Here is a 19801-nt window from a genome sequence, read left to right on the forward strand (position 1 = left end):
GTTACGGCCGCCCGGCGCCGCGGCCCAGGGGATTGCGCCGTGCGCGGATCCGCCCTCGGCGTTCCCCGCGCGGGAACTATTCCGACGGTGCGTCACCACGCGGCCCGGTGGCCTTCACCACCGCCGCGTACTCGTCCACGTACTCCTGGCCCGACAGGCGCAGGATCGCGTACATGATCTCGTCCGTCACCGCCCGGACCACCGCCCTCTCGCCCGCCGACCCGGCGAACCGGGAGAAGTCCAGCGGCTCCCCGAACCGGATGGTGACCCGGCGGATCCTCGGCACGACCTTCCCCGGCGGCTGGATCTCGAAGGTCCCCACCATCGCGCACGGCACCACCGGGACCCCCGCGGTCAGCGCCATCACCGCCACCCCCACCTTGCCCTTGTAGAGCCGCCCGTCGTGCGAACGCGTCCCCTCCGGATAGATCCCGAGCAACTCGCCCCGGCCCAGGACGCCCAGGCCCTCCCGGATCGCCGCCCGGCCGGCCTCCTTCCCCGACCGGTCGACCGGGATCTGCCCGGCGGCCCGGAAGAAGGCCGCCGTCAGCCGGCCCTTGAGCCCCGGACCCGTGAAGTACTCCTGCTTCGCGAGGAAGGTGATCCGCCGGTCCAGGACGGCCGGCATCAGGAAGTGGTCGGAGAAGGAGAGGTGATTGCCCGCGACGATCGCGGCCCCCTCCTCCGGGACGTGCTCGAGCCCCTCGATCCGCGGCCGGAACAGCAGCCTGAGGAGCGGCCCGAGCAGGACGTGCTTCATCAGCTGGTAGAACACCCGCGACCCCCGTTCGTCGTCCGTCACGCCCGTTGTATCCCCGCACGGGCCCGTGGTCCACTGGTGGGGGAGCGTCACATGACGGGCGAGCGCGGAACCAGGCGCCCCGGCCGCGTCCTCACCGCGCTGCTGTGCGCGCTGACGGCGGCCGGGCTGTACGGCTGCTCCGACTCGGGCCCGCCGCCGCAGCCGCGCCCCACGCCGACGACCGCGCCCGCCACCCCCACCGCCCCCGCCACCGGGCTCTCGCCCTTCACCGGACTTCCCGCGAAGCCCGCGCCCGTCCTGACCGTGAAGATCGACAACGTGCCGGCGGCCCGCCCCCACACCGGACTCGGCGCCGCCGACCTCGTCTACGTCGAGCAGGTCGAGGGCGGAGTCACCCGCCTCCTGGCCGTCTACTCCTCACGCCTCCCCGACCTCACCGGCCCCGTCCGCAGCGCCCGTGAGTCCGACATCGCCCTGCTCGCCGACTACGGCCGACCGGTCCTCGCCTACTCCGGCGCCCAGTCCGCCCTCACCCCGCTCCTCCGGGCCGCCCCCCTCGACCTCGTCACGGAGAGCACCGCACCCCGGGCCTTCCTGCGCTCACCGGACCGGCCGGCCCCGCACAACCTCTATCTGCGCCCCGGCCGCGCCCTCGCCGCCGCACCGCGGGCCGGCGACGCCCGGGACATCGGCTTCCGCTTCGGGCCCGCCCCGCCCGGCGGCACCCCGGTCACCACCTCGACCGTCCGCTACCCGGCGGCCCGCTACACCTTCACCTGGTCCGCCGCCGACCACGCCTGGCACGTGGCCATGGACGGCCGCGAGGCCCGCGCCACCGACACGGGTCCGCTCACTCCGAAGACGGTCGTCGTCCAGCACGTCACGATCCGCCCCTCCCGCTTCCACGACCGCTTCGGCTCGGTCTCCCCGTACAGCGAGACCGTCGGCAGCGGAACCGCCCTCGTCCTGCGCGACGGGCGCGCCCACGAGGCCCGCTGGTCCCGCCCCTCCGCCGGATCCGGCACCACCTTCACCACCCCGGCCGGAGCGCCCCTGTCCTTCGCCCCGGGCCAGACCTGGATCGTCCTGGCCCCGCGCGCGTAGGGGGGCGTCCCGCCGGTCAGGACGTGGTGCCCGGCGGGCGGGGCCCGGGAGACGGTGGTACGGAGCTGTCCGCCGCCGCCATCCCGATCGTCGCCACGACGAGGACCACCAGACCGAACCAGAGCCAGCCGCTGCTGCCGAGCGCCACCGTGTAGGCCGTCGTCAGCACCAGCGCCACGCCGGTGAGCACCGTCATCGTCTTCGTGGGACCGGACATCAGCCCGCCCTCCTCCCGACCGGGGCCGCGCAAGCCGTCCAGCCCATCGTGACCCCACGAGAGGGGCGCGCGCTACTCCCGGGACGCTCCGGCGTGCGCCGGAACGCGAACCGGGCCCGGCGCCGAAGCGGCACCGGGCCCGGAAGGGGGGAAGAGGGGGCGAGGATCCAAGATCTTGGATCCAGGATTCAGAATCCTGGATCCCGAGCGTCAGCGGCTCCGCGCCCGCAGCGAAGCCAGATACGCGTTGTACGCCTCCAGCTCCTTGTCGCCGTCCCGGTCTGCCGCCCGGTCCTTGCGGACGGCCTGCCGCTGCTCGGAGTGGTACCACTGGTAGACCAGCGCGATCAGCACCAGCACGGACGGGATCTCGCTGAAGGCCCAGGCGATGCCGCCCGCGGCGTTCTGGTCGGTGAGGGCGTCGATGCCGAGCGAGGCCGGCGGGTTCTTGTACGCCTCCACCAGCGGCTCGGTCGCCATCATCATCGCGATGCCGAAGAACGCGTGGAACGGCATTCCCGCGAACAGCTCCAGCATCCGCATCACGTATCCGGGACGGTGCGGGCCCGGGTCCACGCCCATGATCGGCCAGAAGAAGATCAGGCCCACCATCAGGAAGTGGACCATCATCCCGATGTGCCCGACCTTCGACCCCATCAGGAAGTCGAACAGCGGCGAGAAGTACAGCGCGTACAGGCTCGCGATGAACATGGAGATGGTGAACGCCGGGTGCGTGATCACCCGCATGTACCGGCTGTGCAGCAGCTTCAGGAGCAGCTCGCGCGGGCCCAGGGAGCCGCGGCCCGCCACCGGCAGCGCCCGCAGCGCGAGGGTCACCGGCGCGCCGAGTAGCAGCAGGATCGGCGACAGCATGGAGATCACCATGTGCTGCACCATGTGCACGCTGAACATGACCATGCCGTAGTCGTTGAGCCTGGTGCACATCACCAGGGCGATCGTCAGCACGCCGACGGTGAAGAGCACCGTCCGGCCGACGGGCCACGCGTCACCGCGCCGCCGCAGCCGCGCCACGCCCCAGCCGTACAGACCGAGTGCCGCCAGGCATCCGATCAGGAAGAAGAGGTCAGGGGAGAACTCCAGGCCCCGCCCCAGCGTGAACGGCGGCAGATCCGTGGTCATGCCGTGCCCGCTGTGATCCATCCGTACACTCCTGGAGCCCGATTCGCGCTTGTTGTCCGCACCAGACTAGAACCGCCCCCGGCCGCGATCGCGACCGGGGGCGGTGGTGACGTACGGGAGTCGTCAGAGCACGCACTCCGCCTCGACGTACCGGTCGGCCGGAACCGTCTTGAGGGTCTCCACGGCCGAGGCCAGCGGGACCATCGTGATCTCCGTGCCGCGCAGCGCGGTCAGCATGCCGAACTCGCCGCGGTGCGCCGCCTCGACGGCGTGCCAGCCGAAGCGGGTCGCGAGGACGCGGTCGTACGCGGTCGGCGTGCCGCCGCGCTGGACGTGGCCGAGGATGACCGGGCGGGCCTCCTTGCCGAGGCGCCGCTCCAGCTCGGCGGAGAGCTGGTTGGCGATGCCGGTGAAGCGCTCGTGGCCGTAGATGTCGGTGCCGGCGGTCTTGAAGTCCATCGAGCCCTCGCGCGGCTTCGCGCCCTCGGCGACGACCACGATCGCGAACCGCTTGCCGGCCTCGAAGCGCTCGCCGACCCGCGAGGTCAGCTCGTCGATGTCGAAGGGGCGCTCGGGCACGACCACGGCGTGCGCGCCGGCGGCCATGCCGGAGTGCAGCGCTATCCAGCCGGTGTGGCGGCCCATCACCTCGACGACGAGGACCCGCTGGTGCGACTCGGCGGTGGTCTTCAGCCGGTCGAGGGCCTCGGTGGCGACGGTGACGGCCGTGTCGAAGCCGAAGGTGACGTCGGTGGAGGCGATGTCGTTGTCGATCGTCTTCGGGACGCCGACGATCGGGAGTCCCGCCTCGGAGAGCAGGTTCGCCGCCTTCAGGGTGCCCTCGCCGCCGATCGGGATGACGGCGTCGAGACCGAGGTCGGCGACGTGGCCCTTGGCACGCTCGACGCCGTCGACGAGGTGCGCGGGCTGGACCCGGGAGGAGCCGAGGATGGTGCCGCCCCGGGCCAGGATGCCGCCCACCGCGTCGAGATCGAGCTTGCGGTAGTCGCAGTCCAGGAGGCCCTTCCACCCGTCGTGGAAGCCGATGACCTCGTCGCCGTGGTCGACCACGGCGCGGTGCACGACGGAACGGATGACAGCGTTCAGACCGGGGCAGTCTCCGCCGGAGGTGAGCACGCCAATGCGCATAGCCCAAAAACCTTTGCAACGTGGGCCGACTCCCGGACCACGTCGTCCGGCTGGATCCCCGCCACCCTATCGCCGCAGGGGTGGCGGGACCGAACCGGATGTCCGCACAGTGGACAACGTACGTTCGTACGAGGGACCTGCGGCGGCCCCGGGGTGACTCAGGCGGGCTGCGTGGCCGCCGCGATGCGCTCGGCGCGCAGCGCCTCGTACCAGCGGTCGTCGGTCGGCGGCAGCGCGTTCACGTCGAGGGCCAGCTTCAGGAGCAGGTCCGCGATCTGCGGGTTGCGGGCCATGACGGGGCCGTGCATGTACGTGCCGAAGACGGTGTCGTTGTACGCGCCCTCGGTGCCGTCGCCGGTCCCGTTGCCGTTGCCGAAGACGGTCCGGGCGAAGGGCCGGGCCGTCGGGCCGAGATGGGTGATGCCCTGGTGGTTCTCGAACCCGGTCAGCTGGGGGAGGCCCAGGCGCGGGTCGATGTCCCCGAGGACGTCGCCGACGCAGCGGGCGCCCTCGCCGCGGGTCGTGGTCACGTCGAGCAGGCCCAGGCCGGGCTGCCGCTCGCCGACGTCGTTGATGAACTCGTGGCCCAGGATCTGGTAGCCGGCGCAGACCGAGAAGATGATCGCGCCGTTGGAGGCGGCCCGGGACAGGCCGCCGTCGCGGAGGAGCCGCTCGGCCGCGAGCCGCTGCGGACGGTCCTCGCCGCCGCCGATCAGGTAGATGTCGCCCGAGGTCGGCACCGGCTGGTCGCTGCGGACGTCGACGCGCTCGACGTGGAGACCGCGCTGTTCGGCACGGCGCTGGACGACGAGGACGTTGCCCTGGTCGCCGTAGGTGCTGAGCAGGTCCGGGTAGACCCAGACCAGGCGCAGGCTGCTGTCACTCATGCTGCAAGTCCTCTACGGGTCAGTTGCCGACGCGGCGGCGGACGTCCTGGAAGGCGGTGTAGTTGGCGATCAGCTCGATCTGTCCGGGCGGGGCCATCGAGACGGCCTCGTCCAGCGTCTCGCAGACGCGGAAGTCCACGCCCGCGACCTCGAGGCGGACCGCGAGGTCCAGCTTCCGGTCGCCGATCACCATGATCGGGTGGCCGACGAGCCGGCCGTAGTCCACGTCCCAGAGCCAGGAGGTGTCCGTGCCGTCGGCGCCCCGCGCGTTGACCGAGAGGATCACCGGGGCGGGCGGCCCGTCGATGAGGGAAAACGTTTCGAGCCAGCCGGCCGGGTTCTTCGCGAGGAGCAGACGCAGGTCGCGGTTCTGGAAGGAGACCACGTCGTAGCGTCCGGCGACGGCCTGCACCTGGTACATGCGCTCCAGGGCCACCTGCGGCGGCACCCCGAAGACCGCGGCGACGGCGGCCGAGGTGGCGGCGTTCGCCTTGTTGGCGCGGCCGGGCAGCTGGAGGCGGATCGGCCAGGCCGAACCGTGCGGGTCGAGCACGTGGTCGCCGCTGAGCGCCCAGCTCGGCGCGGGGCGGCGGAAGCCGCACTCGCCGCAGAACCAGTCGTCGCCCGGACGCTGCATCACACCGCCGCAGGCGGGGCACGACCAGGCGTCGTCCTTCCACTCCTGGCCGGCGGCGACCCACACCACGTTGGGGGAGGAGGAGGCGGCCCACACGATGAGCGGGTCGTCGGCGTTGGCGATGACCACGGCCTTGGTGCCGTTGAGGCCCTCGCGCCACTTCTCGGCGAGCATCCGGGTCTCGGCCGCGCGGTCGAGCTGGTCGCGGGAGAGGTTGAGCAGCGCGATCGCCTTGGGCGTGGTGTCCCGGGCGACGCCCGCGAGGTACTTCTCGTCGACCTCGATCACGCCGAACTTGGAGTCCGTGCCGCCGGCCAGCGCCGAGGTGATGCCGGCGGGCATGTTGGCGCCGAGGGCGTTGGAGACCACGGGGCCGGCGGCGCGCAGGGCCTCCGCGATCAGCCGGGTCGTGGTGGTCTTGCCGTTGGTCGCCGACACCAGGACGACGTCCAGATGCTGCGCGAGCCGGCCGAGCAGGTCGGGGTCGAGCTTCAGCGCCACCCGGCCGCCGATCACCGATCCGCTGCCGCGCCCCGCCGCACGCGACACCGCGGCCGCGGCCTTGCCCGCCGTCACGGCCAGCTTGGCGCGCGGCGACAGCGGCTCTGGATTACCGGGGTGTCCTGACATCGTTCTTGTTCCTCCTTGCGTCGGTCCGGGCTCAGCCTATCGAGATCCGGCCAGCAGCCCGAACAGCGGCACCGGCGAGCGGCCGCACGAAACGAGGAGGTCACGGCGGACCGTACCCTTACGGCCATGCGAAACCGCCCCATCCCCGGCAGTTCCGGCCTCGTCCGAGCGATGACGCTCCTCGGCGACCCCGTGCTGCACACCCCCTGCGCGCCCGTCACCGACTTCGGACCCGAACTGGCCCGGCTCGTCGAGGACATGTTCGCCACGATGTACGCGGCGCACGGCGTGGGCCTGGCGGCGAACCAGGTCGGCGTGGGCCTGCGGGTGTTCGTGTACGACTGCCCCGACGACGAGGAGAACCGCCACCTGGGCCATGTGGTGAACCCGCGCCTGGTGGAGGCGGACGGCGACGTGATCCCGGGCCCCGAGGGCTGTCTCTCCCTGCCGGGCCTGGAGGCGCCGACCCCCCGCTTCGACCGCGCGGTGGTGGAGGGCGTACGCCTGGACGGCACCCCGATACGGATCGAGGGGACGGGTTTCTTCGCCCGCTGCCTCCAGCACGAGACGGACCACCTGGAGGGCGGGGTCTACGCGGACCACGTCACGGGGTGGCGCAAGTCACGCCTGCTGCGGGCGATCCGCAAGCAGCCGTGGGGGGCCGGGGCGGGCCGGATCGCCCGGGCCTGACCCGAAGACGGGTCCCGGAAGGACGGGCCCCGGAAGGACGGGCCCTGGAAGGACGGCCCTAGAAGCCCGGCCCGCCGGGGAGGTCGTCGGCCGCCGCGAGGCGGCCCCACAGGAGGTCGGCCAGGCTCTTGACCAGGTCCGCGCGGGAGCAGGGGCGCTCGCCGAGCCACCAGTCGCCGGCCGCGTGCATCATGCCGACGATGCCGTGGCCCCAGATGCGGGCCTGGGCCTCGGCGGCCGGTCCCAGGTCGACGCGCTCGGCGATGACCTGGCCGAGCTCCTCGCCCATGCGGCGCAGCAGCGGGGCCGAGTGGCGGCCGACGTCGAAGCCCTGCTCGGTCTGGTGCGGCTCCTCCGCCGGGTGCATGAGGAAGCGGTAGACCTGGGGCATCGCCTCGATGGACGCCAGGTACGTGTCGAGGGTGGCCTCGACGCGGCGGCGCCGGTCGGCGGGGGCGTCGAGCGAGGCCCGGAGCGAGGCGAGGAGCGCGTCCGTGTGCCGGGTGGCCAGGGCGCGGTAGAGGCCGCCCTTGTCGCCGAAGTGGCGGTAGAGGATCGGCTTGGTGATGCCGGCCTCGGCCGCGATCGCGTTCATGGACGCCTTGGGGCCGTCCCGGAGCACCACCCGGTCCGCCGCCTCCAGCAGCTCGCGGCGCCGCTGCTCGGCGGTCGTCTGCTGGTCGGTGGCCCGGTGTGCGATGTCCATGTGCGTGTCTCCCCGCCCGTGCGATTCGTGAGGCTCTCGCAACGTAACACCCGGCCGGGATCCGGCGTCGGTCGGGCCGAACCGCTTCACCGCAGGTTGACAGCCTCTACCCACCGGTAACAGACTGCTGTTACCGCAAGTAACGTCATGCTGGGAGGGAACATGGGCGAGTTCACGCTCGAACTCAACGAGGACCAGAAGCAGGTCCGCGACTGGCTCCACGGCTTCGCCGCCGATGTGATGCGCCCCGCGGCCGCCGAGTGGGACGAGCGTGAGGAGACCCCCTGGCCGATCATCCAGGAAGCGGCCAAGATCGGCATCTACTCCCTCGACTTCTACGCCCAGCAGTTCTTCGACCCGACCGGCCTCGGCATCCCGATGGCGATGGAGGAGCTCTTCTGGGGCGACGCCGGCATCGCCCTCTCCATCGTCGGCACCGGTCTCGCCGCCGTCGGCGTCCTCGCCAACGGTACCGAGGAGCAGATCGGCACCTGGGTCCCGCAGATGTACGGCGACGCGAACGACGTCAAGGTCGCCGCCTTCTGCTCCTCCGAGCCCGACGCCGGCTCGGACGTCGCCTCCATGCGCACCCGCGCCGTGTACGACGAGGCGAAGGACGAGTGGGTCCTCAACGGCACCAAGACCTGGGCGACCAACGGCGGCATCGCCAACGTCCACGTCGTCGTCGCCGTCGTCGACCCCGAGCTCGGCTCCAAGGGCCACGCCTCCTTCATCGTGCCGCCGAACACCCCCGGCCTCTCGCAGGGCCAGAAGTTCCAGAAGCACGGCATCCGGGCCTCCCACACCGCCGAGGTCGTCCTGGAGGACGTCCGCGTCCCCGGCTCCTGCCTGCTCGGCGGCAAGGACAAGCTGGACGAGCGCCTCGCCCGCGCCCGCGAGAAGGCGAAGTCCGGCGAGCGCGTGAAGAACGCCGCCATGGCCACCTTCGAGGCCTCCCGCCCGGCCGTCGGCGCCATGGCCGTCGGCACCGCCCGCGCCGCGTACGAGGTCGCCCTCGACTACGCCAAGACCCGCGTCCAGTTCGGCCGCCCGATCATCGAGAACCAGGGCGTCGCCTTCCAGCTCGCCGACATGGCCACCCAGATCGACGCCGCCCGCCTCCTCGTCTGGCGCGCCTCCTGGATGGCCACCGCCGGCAAGCCCTTCACCGCGGCCGAGGGCTCCATGTCCAAGCTGTACGCGAGCGAGGTCGCCAAGAAGGTCACCGCCCAGGCCATCCAGATCCTCGGAGGCAACGGCTACACCCGCGAGTACCCGGTGGAGCGCATGCACCGCGACGCGGCCATCTACACGATCTTCGAGGGCACGAGCGAGATCCAGCGCATGGTCATCAGCCGCGCGCTCGCGAAGTAGCCGCCCCGTCCTCAGACGAGGCAGAACTCGTTGCCCTCCGGGTCCTGGAGGACCACCGCGTAGTAGTCCATGCCGTTCGGCTCGTCCATCGCGTACAGCACGGTCGCGCCGAGCGCCGTCAGCCGGGCCACCTCGCCGTCCACGCGTGCGCGACGGAGGGCGAGGGGGACCTCGCGGCCGCCGCCGACCTTCAGGTCGAGGTGGACGCGGTTCTTGACGGACTTGGGCTCCGGGACGCGCTGGAACCAGACCCGGGGGCCCACGCCCTTCGGGTCGACGATGGACTCCGGGAGCTCCCCGGCGTCCTCGCCGAGCTCGTCCTCCGGGACGCCGATCGCCTCCCAGTACGCCCGCCAGGTGGCGTGGCCGGCGGGCGGCGGGTCGGGGACGTAGCGCAGGGCCTCCAGCCAGAAGGGCACCAGGCGCTGCGGATCGGCGCAGTCGATGGTCAGTTGCAGCGTCAGCTCGGGTCGCTCCATGGGACGAGCCTCCCAGACGCCACTGACAACGGCTCCTTCCGAGCCGACCGGCCAGATCCGGTCCGCAGTTCGGGCATCCCTACCGGCCAGTCACCTCCTGAGGGAGAATCAGCTCGCAGGCGACGATCGAGGGGGAACCGTTCATGGCCATCACCACAGGCACCGAAGCACCCGAACTCGAGGGAAATCCGCTCCTCGGCTCCATGCTCGACCTCAAGCGGGACTCGCTGGGCACCTTCCTGCGCGCCCGGCGCGAGCACGGCAACGTCGTGAAGATCGCCGCGGGCCCGCCCGGCATCCGCGCCACCATCTACGGCGTCTTCTCCGCGGAGGGCGCCCAGCAGGTCCTCGCCGGGGAGTCCGCCAACTTCCGCAAGGACAACGCCTTCTACCAGGAGATCCGCGAGTCCTTCGGCAACGGCCTGCTGACCAGTCAGGACGAGGACTACCTCCGCCAGCGCCGGCTCGTCCAGCCCCTCTTCACCAAGCGCCGGGTCGACGGCTACGCCGCGGCCGTCGCCGCCGAGATCACCACCCTCATCGGTGAGTGGCAGGACGACGAGGCCGACACCGTCGACGTCCTCCACGAGATGACCCGCTTCGCCCTGCGCGCGGTCGCCCGCATCCTCTTCGGCACCGACGTCGACGCGGCCGTCGAGATCGTCGAGCGCAGCTTCCCCGAGCTCAACGCCTATGTGCTGAGCCGTGGCTACGCCCCGCTCAAGGTCCCGCGGGACTGGCCCACCCCCGGCAACCGCAAGGCCGCCGCCGTCCACCGGGCGCTGTACGAGGTCTGCGACCGCATCATCGCCGAGCGACGCGCCTCCGGCCGGGCCTCCGCCGAGGGCGACGACCTGCTCACCCTGCTCGTCGAGGCCGAGAGTGCCGAGGACGGCAGCTTCGACGCCACCGAACTGCGCGAGCAGGTCCTCATCTTCCTCCTGGCCGGGCACGAGACCACCGCCACGTCCCTCGGCTTCGCCCTCCACCTGCTCGCCAAGCACCCGGAGGTGCTCAAGCGGGCCCACGAGGAGGTCGACCGGGTCCTCGGCGGCCGGACCCCCGTCGCCGCCGACCTCGACGCACTGCCCTATGTGACCCGGGTCCTCAAGGAGACGATGCGGCTCTACCCGGCCGCCCCGGCCATCGGGCGCCGCGCCGTCGCCGCCACCGTGGTCGACGGCGTCGCCGTCCCGGCCGGCGCGGACGTCGTCGTCGCCTCCTGGGTCACCCACCGGCATCCCGCCTACTGGGAGGACCCGGAGCGCTTCGACCCGGACCGTTTCACGCCCGAGGCGGAGGCGGCGCGCCCCCGCTACGCCTGGTACCCCTTCGGCGGGGGTCCGCGGGCCTGCATCGGGCAGCACTTCTCGATGCTGGAGTCGGTGATCGCCCTGGCGATGATCCTCCAGAAGCACGGCCTCGAAGCCGTCGACACCGAGGTGCCCGTCGGCTCCGCCATCACCCTCTACGCGACGGGCCCGGCCCGCTGCCGTCTGCTGCCGCGCTGAGACACGAGGGAGCGGCCCCGGCACGGGGGGCCGCTCCCGACGCTTCCCCTACGGCCTCGTCGCGACGACGACCGTCGCCCACCACTCCTCGGAGGTGACGACGCGCGGCACCAGACCGGCCGCGGACATCACCGCGAGGGCCGTCTCCGCCTGACGCTCACTCGTCTCCACCAGCAGGTGTCCGCCCGGCGCCAGCCACTCCGGCGCCTCGGCGGCGACCCGCCGCATGACGTCGAGCCCGTCCGTGCCGCCGTCGAGCGTGACGTGCGGCTCGTGGTCGCGGGCCTCGGGCGGCAGGAGCCCGATCTCCTCGGTCGGCACGTACGGCACGTTGGCGACCAGGACCTCGACCCGGCCCCGCAGCTCCCGCGGCAGCGGCGCGAAGAGGTCCCCCTCGTACACCCGGCCGCCGCGCGGCTCCACGTTCCGCCGGGCGCAGCGCACCGCCGCCGGCTCGATGTCCGAGGCGTGCACCTCCGCGCCCTCGACCCCGGCGAGCAGCACCGCGCCCGCCGCTCCGGAGCCGCAGCACAGGTCGACGCAGACGGCACCGGGCCGGGCCAGCTCCACCGCGTGGCCGACGAGGAACTCCGTGCGCCGCCGGGGCACGAAGACGCCGCCGTCGACCTCGATCCGCAGCCCGGCGAAAGCGGCCCACCCCACGACGTGCTCCAGGGGCAGGCCCGAGGCCCGCCGCTCGACCATCAGGTCGAGCTCGGCGGGCCCGGCGGCGGCCGCGAGGATCATCTCCGCCTCCTCCTCGGCGAAGACGCACCCGGCGGCCCGCAGCCGCTCGACGACCCCCGGGTCAGACAAGCTGCGCCTCGATCGCCGCCACGACCTCGGCGGCCTCCGGCTCGGTGCGCGGACGGAAGCGGGTGACCTTGCCGTCACGGCCGATGAGGAACTTCTCGAAGTTCCACTGCACGTCACCGGCCTCGCCCTCGGCGTCGGCGACCTTCACCAGCTCGGAATAGAGCGGGTGGCGCCCCTCCCCGTTCACGTCCGTCTTCTCCAGGAGCGGGAAGGACACGCCGTACGTCGCCGAACAGAAGGTCGCGATCTCCTCGGCGCTGCCGGGCTCCTGCCCCGCGAACTGGTTGCAGGGCACCCCGAGCACGGTGAAGCCGCGCTCCCCGTACTCCTTCTGCAGCCGCTCCAGACCCGCGTACTGCGGGGTGAGCCCGCACTTCGAGGCCACGTTCACCACCAGCACGGCCCGGTCGCGGTAGTCGGCCAGGGAGACCGGCTCACCGGTCAGGGTCTTCAGGGGGATGTCGTACAGACTCATGGACTGCTCCTCGTCGGAATGAGGTTTGATCTCAACATGGCAGATGAACCACTGGCAATCGCGATCGATTCCGCAGCTCAGACAGGACCGCGCCGGGTGTACTGCCGCCTCTGCGGCCGCCCCCTGACCGGCGCGGACTCGCGCCGCACGGGCCTGGGGCCCACGTGCGACGCGAAGCTCCACCCGGCGCCCCCGGACATCCGCACCCGCCGCCACGAGGTGGAGCAGGACACCCTGCCGGGCCTGGACCCGTCGGCCGACTGAGGCGAGGTCGGCCTAGGCCCGCCGGCCTTCGACGAGGGGGGCCAGGCCGTCGAGGAGTGCCTTGAGGCCGAACGCGAAGAGCGCGTCGAGGCGCAGGTCGTAGCCGTCCTCGAAGGCGCCGACCACCTTGCTGAAGGTCGGGAAGCGGCCGGACACCACCAGTGCCCGGAGGGCGGGGCCGCGACTGTCCATCCACTGCTCCTCGGACTGGCCCGTGGCGGCCTCGGCGTGCGCCTCCTTCTCCAGGTGCACCGCCAGGCCCTGGACATGGCTGTAGAGCAGGACGTGGATGTCGAACAGCGTCGTGGGGTCGAGTCCGTGGCCGTCGAGGGCGTCCAGCATCCACTCGCCGTGGACGATCAGGCCGGGTACGAGCAACGGGCGCGTCAGGGTGTCGAGGTGGGCCAGCCACGGGTGTCTCCGGTACAGGCTCCACAGGGTCCGGGCGCCCAGCTCGACGCGGCCGCGCCAGTCCCCGGGGGCGTCCGCGGGGTAGGACTCCTCGCCGAACGCGGCGTCGGCCATGTGCAGGACGAGGTCTTCCTTGCTCGGGACGTACCGGTAGATCGACATGGCCGCGACGCCGAGGCGGGCCGCGACGCCGCGCATGGAGAGCGCCGGGAGCCCTTCGGCGTCGGCGATCTCGATGGCCGTACGGACGATCCGGTCGAGGCTCAGCTCCTGCTCGGGGTCCGGGGCGGTCGACGGGCGCCTGCGGGCCGGCCCGGCGGGGGCGGTCCCGGCGACCACCGTGCCGATCCGGGGCCGGGCCTCGACGAGCCCCTCCAGACGGAGGGCGGTGAGGGCCTTGGTGGCGGTGGCGAGCGCCACCCCCCACTCCGCGGCGATCTGCCGGGTCGAGGGAACCCGGTCCCCGGGGGCGAGTTCACCGTCCGCGATGCGCCGCCGGACGGCGGTGACGATACGCAGATACGGCGGATCAGGCGCTGCTGTGGTCTTCGTCACGGTCCGCCACCCTTCCAGCCTGTACTAGTGCAGAGGGTAGCAGCGGCGATGTCGAAAGAGGGGGTGCTGTCCTAGTGCAGGCCCCCGAATGCGGTCCATTGAGGACGGTGCGCGTACGGCGTACGTTCAGGCGCGTACACCGTACAGACCAACGGAGGAGCCTCTCATGCGGACCATACTCATCTCCGGCGGCGGCATCGCGGGCCCCGTCCTCGCTCATGGGCTGCGCCGCCACGGCTTCGCGCCCACCGTCGTGGAACGAGCTCCGGGACGACGCCCCGGCGGCCAGGCCGTGGACATCCGCGGCGTCGCGCTCGACGTCGTGGAGCGGATGGGCCTGCTGGAGCGGGTGAGCCGCGAGCGGACCCGGATGCGCGGCATGTCGATCCTCGACCCCGACGGCCACGAGGTCGACCGCTCCACGGAGGCGACCTTCAGCAGCGGACGGCTCGACAGCGAGGACATCGAGGTGCTGCGCGAGGACCTGGTACGTCTGGTCCACGAGCACACGCAGGGCGGCGTCGAGTACCTCTTCGGCGACAGCGTCACCCGGCTCGACGAGGACGAGACCGGCGTCCGCGTCGACTTCGCGCACGGACCGTCCCGCACCTTCGACCTCGTGGTCGGGGCCGACGGCCTCCACTCCACCGTACGGCGCCTGACGTTCGGTCCGGAGGAGCGATTCGCCCACCATCTGGGGAGCTGCCTCTCGGTATTCAGCGCCGACAACTTCCTCGGCCTCGACAACTGGCAGATGTGGCTGACGGACGGTGACACGGGCTTCGGCATCATGCCCGTACGCGACAACACCGAACTCAGGATCGCCTTCGGTTTCCGGTCCGCCCCGCTCGCCCGCGACCGCCGTGACGGCGGCGCTCTGCGGCAGCTCGTCGTGGACAGGCTCGCGTCCATGCGATGGGAAGGGGCCCGCCTGGCCGAAGCCGCCCGGACGGCACCCGACTTCTACTGCGACGCCATGGCCCAGATCCGCATGGACACCTGGTCGCGGGGCCGGGTGACCCTGCTCGGCGACGCCGGCTACTGCCCGTCCCCCCTGTCGGGCCAGGGCACCAGCCTGGCGCTCGTCGGCGCCCACGTGCTGGCCGACTGCCTCGCCAGGGCCCGCGGCGACCACCGCACCGCGTATGCCCGCTACGAGCGGCGGATGCGCCCCTTCGTCGCGCTCAACCAGGCCCTTGCCACCGAGAATCCCGGCGGCCCCGCCTCGGAGGAATCCGTCGAGCACGCCAAGAACGCACTCACCTTGGACGGCTGATCCTCAGCCACGGAACGGGGGAGGAGCCGGGCGGCGCCCGGCGGAGGCGGCGACGTTACCAGCCGTCAAAACCGTTGGGCCAGCGGTTTCGTGACCCGTGAGGATGTCCGGCGATGAGACCGAAACCCGAGTCCACGGAGTCCTGAGATGTCCACCCTGCGCGTCACCGCCGAGGTCCTGACCGTCCACCCGCATCCGAACGCCGACGCCCTGGAGCTCGCCCAGGTCGGGCTCTACCGGGCCGTCGTGGCCAAGGGGGCCTATACGACGGGCGATGTCGCCGTCTACATCCCCGAGCAGGCCGTGCTGCCCCTCGCGCTCGTCGACGAGCTGGGGCTGACCGGGCGGCTCGCCGGAGGGAACTCGGACCGGGTGAAGGCCGTACGGCTGCGCGGGGAGCTGTCGCAGGGGCTCGTGTGCCGGCCCCGTGCGCTCGACGGCACCGACCTGGCGCGGGCCGCGGCCGACGGGGTCGACTTCGCGGAGGCGCTCGGGATCACCAAGTGGGTCCCGCCGATACCGCCGACGATGAGCGGGGACGTGGAGGCGGCTCCCGACCTGCTGCCGTGGGTCGACATCGAGAACCTCAAGCGCTATCCGGACCTGTTCGAGGCCGGTGAGCCCGTCGTCCTGACGGAGAAGCTGCACGGCACCGCCTGCCTGCTGACCTTCCACGCCGAGGACGGCCGCGTGCAGGTCTCGTCCAAGGGCTTCGGGGCGAAGGGGCTCGCCCTCCAGGAGGACCCGCGCAACCTGTACTGGCGCGCCGTCCACGGCCACGGCCTCGCCGCCGTCGCCGAGCGGCTCGCGAAACGCCTCGGCGCACGGAGGGTCGGGCTCTTCGGCGAGGTGTACGGCTCCGGGGTCCAGGACCTCGCCTACGGGGCCGACGCCCGCTCCGAGACCGTCGGCTACGCGCTGTTCGACGTGTCCGCCGAGATCGACGGACAGGTGCGGTGGCTCGACCCGGAGGCGGTCCTGGAGAGCGGCGAGGTCCCCCTCGTGCCGCGGCTGTACTCCGGACCGTACGACCTCGACACCGTCCTCGCGCACGCGAGCGGCCGGGAGACCGTCTCCGGCCGGGAGACGCATCTGCGGGAGGGCGTCGTCATCAGGCCCGCGACCGAGCGGTACAGCCCGGTCACCGGCGGCCGGGCCATCGCCAAGGCGGTCAGTCCGGCCTACCTGACCCGCAAGGGCGGCACCGAGTACGAGTGACCGGAAGGGCTACAGCTTCCTGAACAGGCCCTCCTGGACCACCGACACCAGGAGCCTGCCCTCGCGGTCGTAGATCCGGCCCCGCGCGAGTCCCCGGCCGCCCGTGGCGACCGGGGACTCCTGGTCGTACAGGAACCACTCGTCCGCCCGGAAGGGCCGGTGGAACCACATCGCGTGGTCCAGCGAGGCCATGTCGAAGCCGCGCGGGCCCCACAGCGGCTCGACCGGGATCCGGACCGCGTCCAGGAGCGTCATGTCGGAGGCGTACGTCAGGGCGCAGGTGTGGACCAGCGGGTCGTCACCCAGCGGACCGACGGCCCGCATCCACACGGCGCTCCGCGGGTCCGTGTCCTTGACCTCCTCCTGCGTCCAGCGCAGCCGGTCCACGTACCGGATGTCGAAGGGCTGCCGGCGGGCCATCCGCTCCAGGGCCTCCGGCAGCGCGCCCAGGTGCTCCCGGATCTCGTCCGCGAGGTCGGGCAGGGTCTCCGGGTCCGTCAGGTGCCGCGGCGGCAGCTGGTGCTCGAAGGCGCCCTCCTCCGGCTTGTGGAAGGAGGCCGTCAGGTTGAAGATCGTCCGGCCCTCCTGGATCGCCGTGACCCGGCGGGTCGTGAACGAACGACCGTCGCGCACCCGCTCCACCTGGTACACGATCGGCACCCCGGGCCGGCCCGGCCGCAGGAAGTAGGCGTGCAGCGAGTGCACCGGCCGGTCGCCCTCCGTGGTGCGGCCGGCCGCCACCAGGGCCTGCCCGGCGACCTGGCCGCCGAAGACCCGTTGCAGCGACTCCTGCGGGCTGTGCCCGCGGAAGATGTCGACCTCGATCCGCTCCAGGTCGAGCAGATCCACGAGCCTCTCGGCGGGGTTGGTCACCACAGGTCTCCTCTACAGCTGTCCGACGGACGTCACGCGGACCACCGCCCGGCCCTCCTCGTCGGAGGCGGCGAGATCCACCTCCGCGCTGATGCCCCAGTCATGGTCGCCGTTCGGGTCGGCGAAGGTCTGCCGGACGCGCCACAGCCCGTGCGCCGCGTCCTCCTCGATCGCGAGCAGCTTCGGGCCGCGCGCGTCCGGTCCCGTCCCCAGGTCGTCGTACTCGTCCCAGTACGCGTCCATCGCCTCGCCCCACGCGTCCGCGTCCCAGCCGGACTCGGCGTCCAGCTCGCCGAGCGCGTCGACGTTGTCGAGGGCGGCCAGCTCCACCCGGCGGAACATGGCGTTGCGCACCAGCACCCGGAAGGCGCGGGCGTTCGACGTGACCGGCTTGACCTGGTCGGCCTTCTCCTGGGCCTCCTCGGCCGTCTGGATCTCCGGGTTGGCCAGCTGCTCCCACTCGTCGAGCAGCGAGGAGTCCACCTGCCGCACCATCTCGCCCAGCCAGGCGATCAGGTCCTCCAGGTCCTCGGTCTTCAGGTCGTCCGGGATGGTGTGGTCGAGCGCCTTGTACGCGCTCGCCAGGTACCGCAGGACGATGCCCTCGGTCCGCGCCAGCTCGTACCAGGAGGTGAACTCCGTGAAGGTCAGCGCCCGTTCGTACATGTCACGGATGACCGACTTCGGCGACACCGGGTGGTCGCCGACCCACGGGTGCGACTTCCGGTAGACGTTGTACGCGTGCCAGAGCAGCTCCTCCAGCGGCTTCGGGTACGAGATGTCCTGGAGCCGCTCCATCCGCTCCTCGTACTCGACGCCGTCCGCCTTCATCTGCCCGACGGCCTCCCCGCGCGCCTTGTTCTGCATGGCGGCGAGGATCTGGCGCGGGTCGTCCAGGGTCGACTCGACGACGGACACCATGTCCAGGGCGTACGAGGGGGACTCCGGGTCCAGCAGGTCGAACGCGGCCAGGGCGAAGGTCGACAGCGGCTGGTTGAGCGCGAAGTCCTGCTGGAGGTCGACCGTCAGCCGGATCGTGCGGCCCTCGGCGTCCGGCTCGTCCAGCTGCTCCACCACACCGCCGTCGAGCAGCGAGCGGTAGATCGCGATGGCCCGGCGGATGTGCCGCAGCTGCGCCTTGCGCGGCTCGTGGTTGTCCTCCAGGAGCTTGCGCATCGCCTCGAAGGCGTTGCCCGGCCGGGCGATCACCGAGAGCAGCATGATGTTGGTGACCTTGAAGCGGGAGGTCAGCGGCTCCGGCTCGGCCTCGATCAGCTTCTCGAAGGTGGTGTCGCTCCAGGCGACGAAGCCCTCGGGGGCCTTCTTGCGGACCACCTTGCGGCGCTTCTTCGGGTCGTCGCCGGCCTTCGCGAGCGCCTTCTCGTTCTCGATGACGTGCTCGGGGGCCTGCGCCACCACGAGACCGGCCGTGTCGAAGCCGGCCCGGCCGGCCCGGCCCGCGATCTGGTGGAACTCACGGGCGCGCAGCGTGCGCACCCGGTTGCCGTCGTACTTGGTGAGGGCCGTGAAGAGCACCGTGCGGATCGGCACGTTCACCCCGACGCCGAGGGTGTCGGTCCCGCAGATCACCTTCAGGAGGCCGGCCTGGGCCAGCTTCTCCACGAGCCGCCGGTACTTCGGCAGCATGCCCGCGTGGTGCACGCCGATGCCGTGCCGCACGTACCGCGAGAGGTTCTGGCCGAACTTGGTGGTGAAGCGGAAGTTGCCGATCAGCTCGGCGATCTGGTCCTTCTCCTCGCGCGTGCACATGTTGATGCTCATCAGCGACTGCGCGCGCTCGACGGCCTGCGCCTGCGTGAAGTGCACGATGTAGACGGGCGCCTGCTTGGTCTCCAGGAGCTCGGTCAGGGTGTCCGTGATGGGCGTGAGCCGGTACTCGTACGACAGCGGCACCGGCCGGGTCGCCGAGCGGACCACCGAGGTCGGCCGCCCGGTCCGCCGGGTCAGGTCCTTCTCGAACATGGACACGTCGCCGAGCGTGGCCGACATGAGGACGAACTGCGCCTGGGGGAGTTCGAGCAGCGGGATCTGCCAGGCCCAGCCGCGGTCCTGCTCGGCGTAGAAGTGGAACTCGTCCATGACGACCTGGCCGATGTCGGCGTACTTGCCGTCCCGCAGCGCGATCGAGGCGAGCACCTCCGCCGTGCAGCAGATCACCGGCGCGTCCGCGTTCACGGAGGCGTCGCCGGTCAGCATGCCGACGTTCTCGGTGCCGAAGAGCTTGCACAGGTCGAAGAACTTCTCCGACACCAGCGCCTTGATCGGCGCGGTGTAGAAGGTCACCTGGTCATGGGCGAGCGCGGTGAAGTGCGCCCCCGCCGCGACCAGCGACTTTCCCGATCCGGTGGGTGTGGAGAGGATCACGTTGGCCCCGGAGACGACCTCGATCAGCGCCTCTTCCTGGGCCGGGTAGAGCGTGATGCCCCGGTCCTCGGCCCAGGAGGAGAAGGCCTCGAAGAGGGCGTCGGGGTCGGCGGTCGGCGGCAGCTGATCGATAAGGGTCACGCCCCCATCTTGCCCGCATTCCGCTCGGATGGGGGAACCGGCCATCAGCCGTCTTGATCACGGACGGTAGGCTCGTCCGTCGACCGGACGTCAACTGAGC

General features: G+C 71.9%; 20 protein-coding genes. 7 read left to right on the top strand and 13 right to left on the bottom strand.

Annotated elements, in window-relative coordinates; translation table 11 throughout:
• Positions 1-76: 76 nt before the first annotated feature.
• On the bottom strand, positions 77-775 hold the full coding sequence (locus tag ACFYUZ_RS21970; RefSeq protein ID WP_389312173.1) for a lysophospholipid acyltransferase family protein: 699 nt from the start codon (positions 773-775) through the stop codon (positions 77-79).
• Positions 776-853: 78 nt separating this feature from the next.
• On the opposite strand from ACFYUZ_RS21970, the gene ACFYUZ_RS21975 reads away from it, so the two are divergent.
• On the top strand, positions 854-1867 hold the full coding sequence (locus ACFYUZ_RS21975) for a DUF3048 domain-containing protein (protein WP_389311713.1): 1014 nt from the start codon (positions 854-856) through the stop codon (positions 1865-1867).
• A 16-nt stretch (positions 1868-1883) separates the two neighbouring features.
• Here ACFYUZ_RS21975 and ACFYUZ_RS21980 read toward each other — a convergent pair whose 3' ends face one another.
• The 5 genes from ACFYUZ_RS21980 to ACFYUZ_RS22000 all read right to left on the bottom strand — a co-directional run bounded on the left by ACFYUZ_RS21980 (position 1884) and on the right by ACFYUZ_RS22000 (position 6527).
• Complete coding sequence (locus ACFYUZ_RS21980; RefSeq protein WP_389311715.1) at positions 1884-2084, bottom strand: hypothetical protein; 201 nt, start codon at positions 2082-2084, stop codon at positions 1884-1886.
• A gap of 210 nt (positions 2085-2294) precedes the next feature.
• Positions 2295-3245: a cytochrome c oxidase assembly protein gene (locus ACFYUZ_RS21985; protein ID WP_389311717.1), complete on the bottom strand. Its 951-nt coding sequence runs from the start codon at positions 3243-3245 to the stop codon at positions 2295-2297.
• A 102-nt stretch (positions 3246-3347) separates the two neighbouring features.
• On the bottom strand, positions 3348-4373 hold the full coding sequence (locus tag ACFYUZ_RS21990; RefSeq protein ID WP_389311719.1) for a 6-phosphofructokinase: 1026 nt from the start codon (positions 4371-4373) through the stop codon (positions 3348-3350).
• A gap of 158 nt (positions 4374-4531) precedes the next feature.
• A complete protein-coding gene (locus ACFYUZ_RS21995; protein WP_365229757.1) occupies positions 4532-5260 on the bottom strand; it encodes a glutamine amidotransferase in 729 nt (242 codons plus the stop codon).
• 19 nt (positions 5261-5279) lie between these two features.
• A complete protein-coding gene (locus ACFYUZ_RS22000) occupies positions 5280-6527 on the bottom strand; it encodes a MurT ligase domain-containing protein (RefSeq protein WP_389311721.1) in 1248 nt (415 codons plus the stop codon).
• Between the two features lie 126 nt (positions 6528-6653).
• Between ACFYUZ_RS22000 and def the strand changes: the two genes are divergently transcribed.
• Positions 6654-7217 (top strand): peptide deformylase, encoded by a 564-nt coding sequence (gene def, locus ACFYUZ_RS22005; RefSeq protein ID WP_389311723.1) that lies wholly within the window; start codon positions 6654-6656, stop codon positions 7215-7217.
• Between the two features lie 58 nt (positions 7218-7275).
• Here the strand turns inward: def and ACFYUZ_RS22010 are convergent, their stop codons facing one another.
• Complete coding sequence (locus ACFYUZ_RS22010; RefSeq protein ID WP_123458712.1) at positions 7276-7923, bottom strand: TetR family transcriptional regulator; 648 nt, start codon at positions 7921-7923, stop codon at positions 7276-7278.
• A gap of 162 nt (positions 7924-8085) precedes the next feature.
• Between ACFYUZ_RS22010 and ACFYUZ_RS22015 the strand changes: the two genes are divergently transcribed.
• Positions 8086-9297, top strand: coding sequence for an acyl-CoA dehydrogenase family protein (locus ACFYUZ_RS22015; protein ID WP_389311725.1), 1212 nt, complete (start codon positions 8086-8088; stop codon positions 9295-9297).
• A gap of 11 nt (positions 9298-9308) precedes the next feature.
• Here the strand turns inward: ACFYUZ_RS22015 and ACFYUZ_RS22020 are convergent, their stop codons facing one another.
• Complete coding sequence (locus ACFYUZ_RS22020; protein ID WP_389311727.1) at positions 9309-9776, bottom strand: VOC family protein; 468 nt, start codon at positions 9774-9776, stop codon at positions 9309-9311.
• 143 nt (positions 9777-9919) lie between these two features.
• On the opposite strand from ACFYUZ_RS22020, the gene ACFYUZ_RS22025 reads away from it, so the two are divergent.
• Positions 9920-11287 carry a cytochrome P450 gene (locus ACFYUZ_RS22025; RefSeq protein ID WP_389311729.1) on the top strand — a complete coding sequence of 456 codons (1368 nt, stop codon included), beginning with the start codon at positions 9920-9922 and terminating at the stop codon, positions 11285-11287.
• Between the two features lie 48 nt (positions 11288-11335).
• Here ACFYUZ_RS22025 and ACFYUZ_RS22030 read toward each other — a convergent pair whose 3' ends face one another.
• Positions 11336-12103 (bottom strand): putative protein N(5)-glutamine methyltransferase, encoded by a 768-nt coding sequence (locus ACFYUZ_RS22030; RefSeq protein WP_389311731.1) that lies wholly within the window; start codon positions 12101-12103, stop codon positions 11336-11338.
• The gene (locus ACFYUZ_RS22035; protein ID WP_389311733.1) at positions 12096-12578 is read right to left on the bottom strand and encodes a glutathione peroxidase; all 483 of its coding nucleotides are present in this window, start codon (positions 12576-12578) and stop codon (positions 12096-12098) included. The genes ACFYUZ_RS22030 and ACFYUZ_RS22035 overlap by 8 nt, the downstream gene beginning before the upstream one ends.
• Positions 12579-12614: 36 nt before the next feature.
• Between ACFYUZ_RS22035 and ACFYUZ_RS22040 the strand changes: the two genes are divergently transcribed.
• Positions 12615-12842, top strand: a complete 228-nt coding sequence (locus ACFYUZ_RS22040) for a DUF6011 domain-containing protein (protein ID WP_389311734.1) — start codon at positions 12615-12617, stop codon at positions 12840-12842.
• Between the two features lie 12 nt (positions 12843-12854).
• Here ACFYUZ_RS22040 and ACFYUZ_RS22045 read toward each other — a convergent pair whose 3' ends face one another.
• Positions 12855-13808: a GntR family transcriptional regulator gene (locus ACFYUZ_RS22045; RefSeq protein WP_389311736.1), complete on the bottom strand. Its 954-nt coding sequence runs from the start codon at positions 13806-13808 to the stop codon at positions 12855-12857.
• Positions 13809-13974: 166 nt separating this feature from the next.
• Here ACFYUZ_RS22045 and ACFYUZ_RS22050 point away from each other — a divergent pair, with 166 nt between their 5' ends.
• A complete protein-coding gene (locus tag ACFYUZ_RS22050; RefSeq protein WP_389311738.1) occupies positions 13975-15084 on the top strand; it encodes an FAD-dependent monooxygenase in 1110 nt (369 codons plus the stop codon).
• A gap of 147 nt (positions 15085-15231) precedes the next feature.
• The gene (locus tag ACFYUZ_RS22055) at positions 15232-16302 is read left to right on the top strand and encodes an RNA ligase (ATP) (RefSeq protein ID WP_389311740.1); all 1071 of its coding nucleotides are present in this window, start codon (positions 15232-15234) and stop codon (positions 16300-16302) included.
• A gap of 9 nt (positions 16303-16311) precedes the next feature.
• Here ACFYUZ_RS22055 and ACFYUZ_RS22060 read toward each other — a convergent pair whose 3' ends face one another.
• Together ACFYUZ_RS22060 and ACFYUZ_RS22065 are read right to left on the bottom strand one after the other, a co-directional pair.
• The gene (locus tag ACFYUZ_RS22060) at positions 16312-17175 is read right to left on the bottom strand and encodes an acyl-CoA thioesterase (protein WP_389311742.1); all 864 of its coding nucleotides are present in this window, start codon (positions 17173-17175) and stop codon (positions 16312-16314) included.
• 12 nt (positions 17176-17187) lie between these two features.
• The gene (locus ACFYUZ_RS22065) at positions 17188-19746 is read right to left on the bottom strand and encodes a DEAD/DEAH box helicase (RefSeq protein ID WP_389311744.1); all 2559 of its coding nucleotides are present in this window, start codon (positions 19744-19746) and stop codon (positions 17188-17190) included.
• Between the last annotated feature and the right edge of the window lie 55 nt (positions 19747-19801).

It is taken from the genome of Streptomyces sp. NPDC004266 (genome assembly GCF_042874095.1).
Lineage (GTDB): Bacteria > Actinomycetota > Actinomycetes > Streptomycetales > Streptomycetaceae > Streptomyces.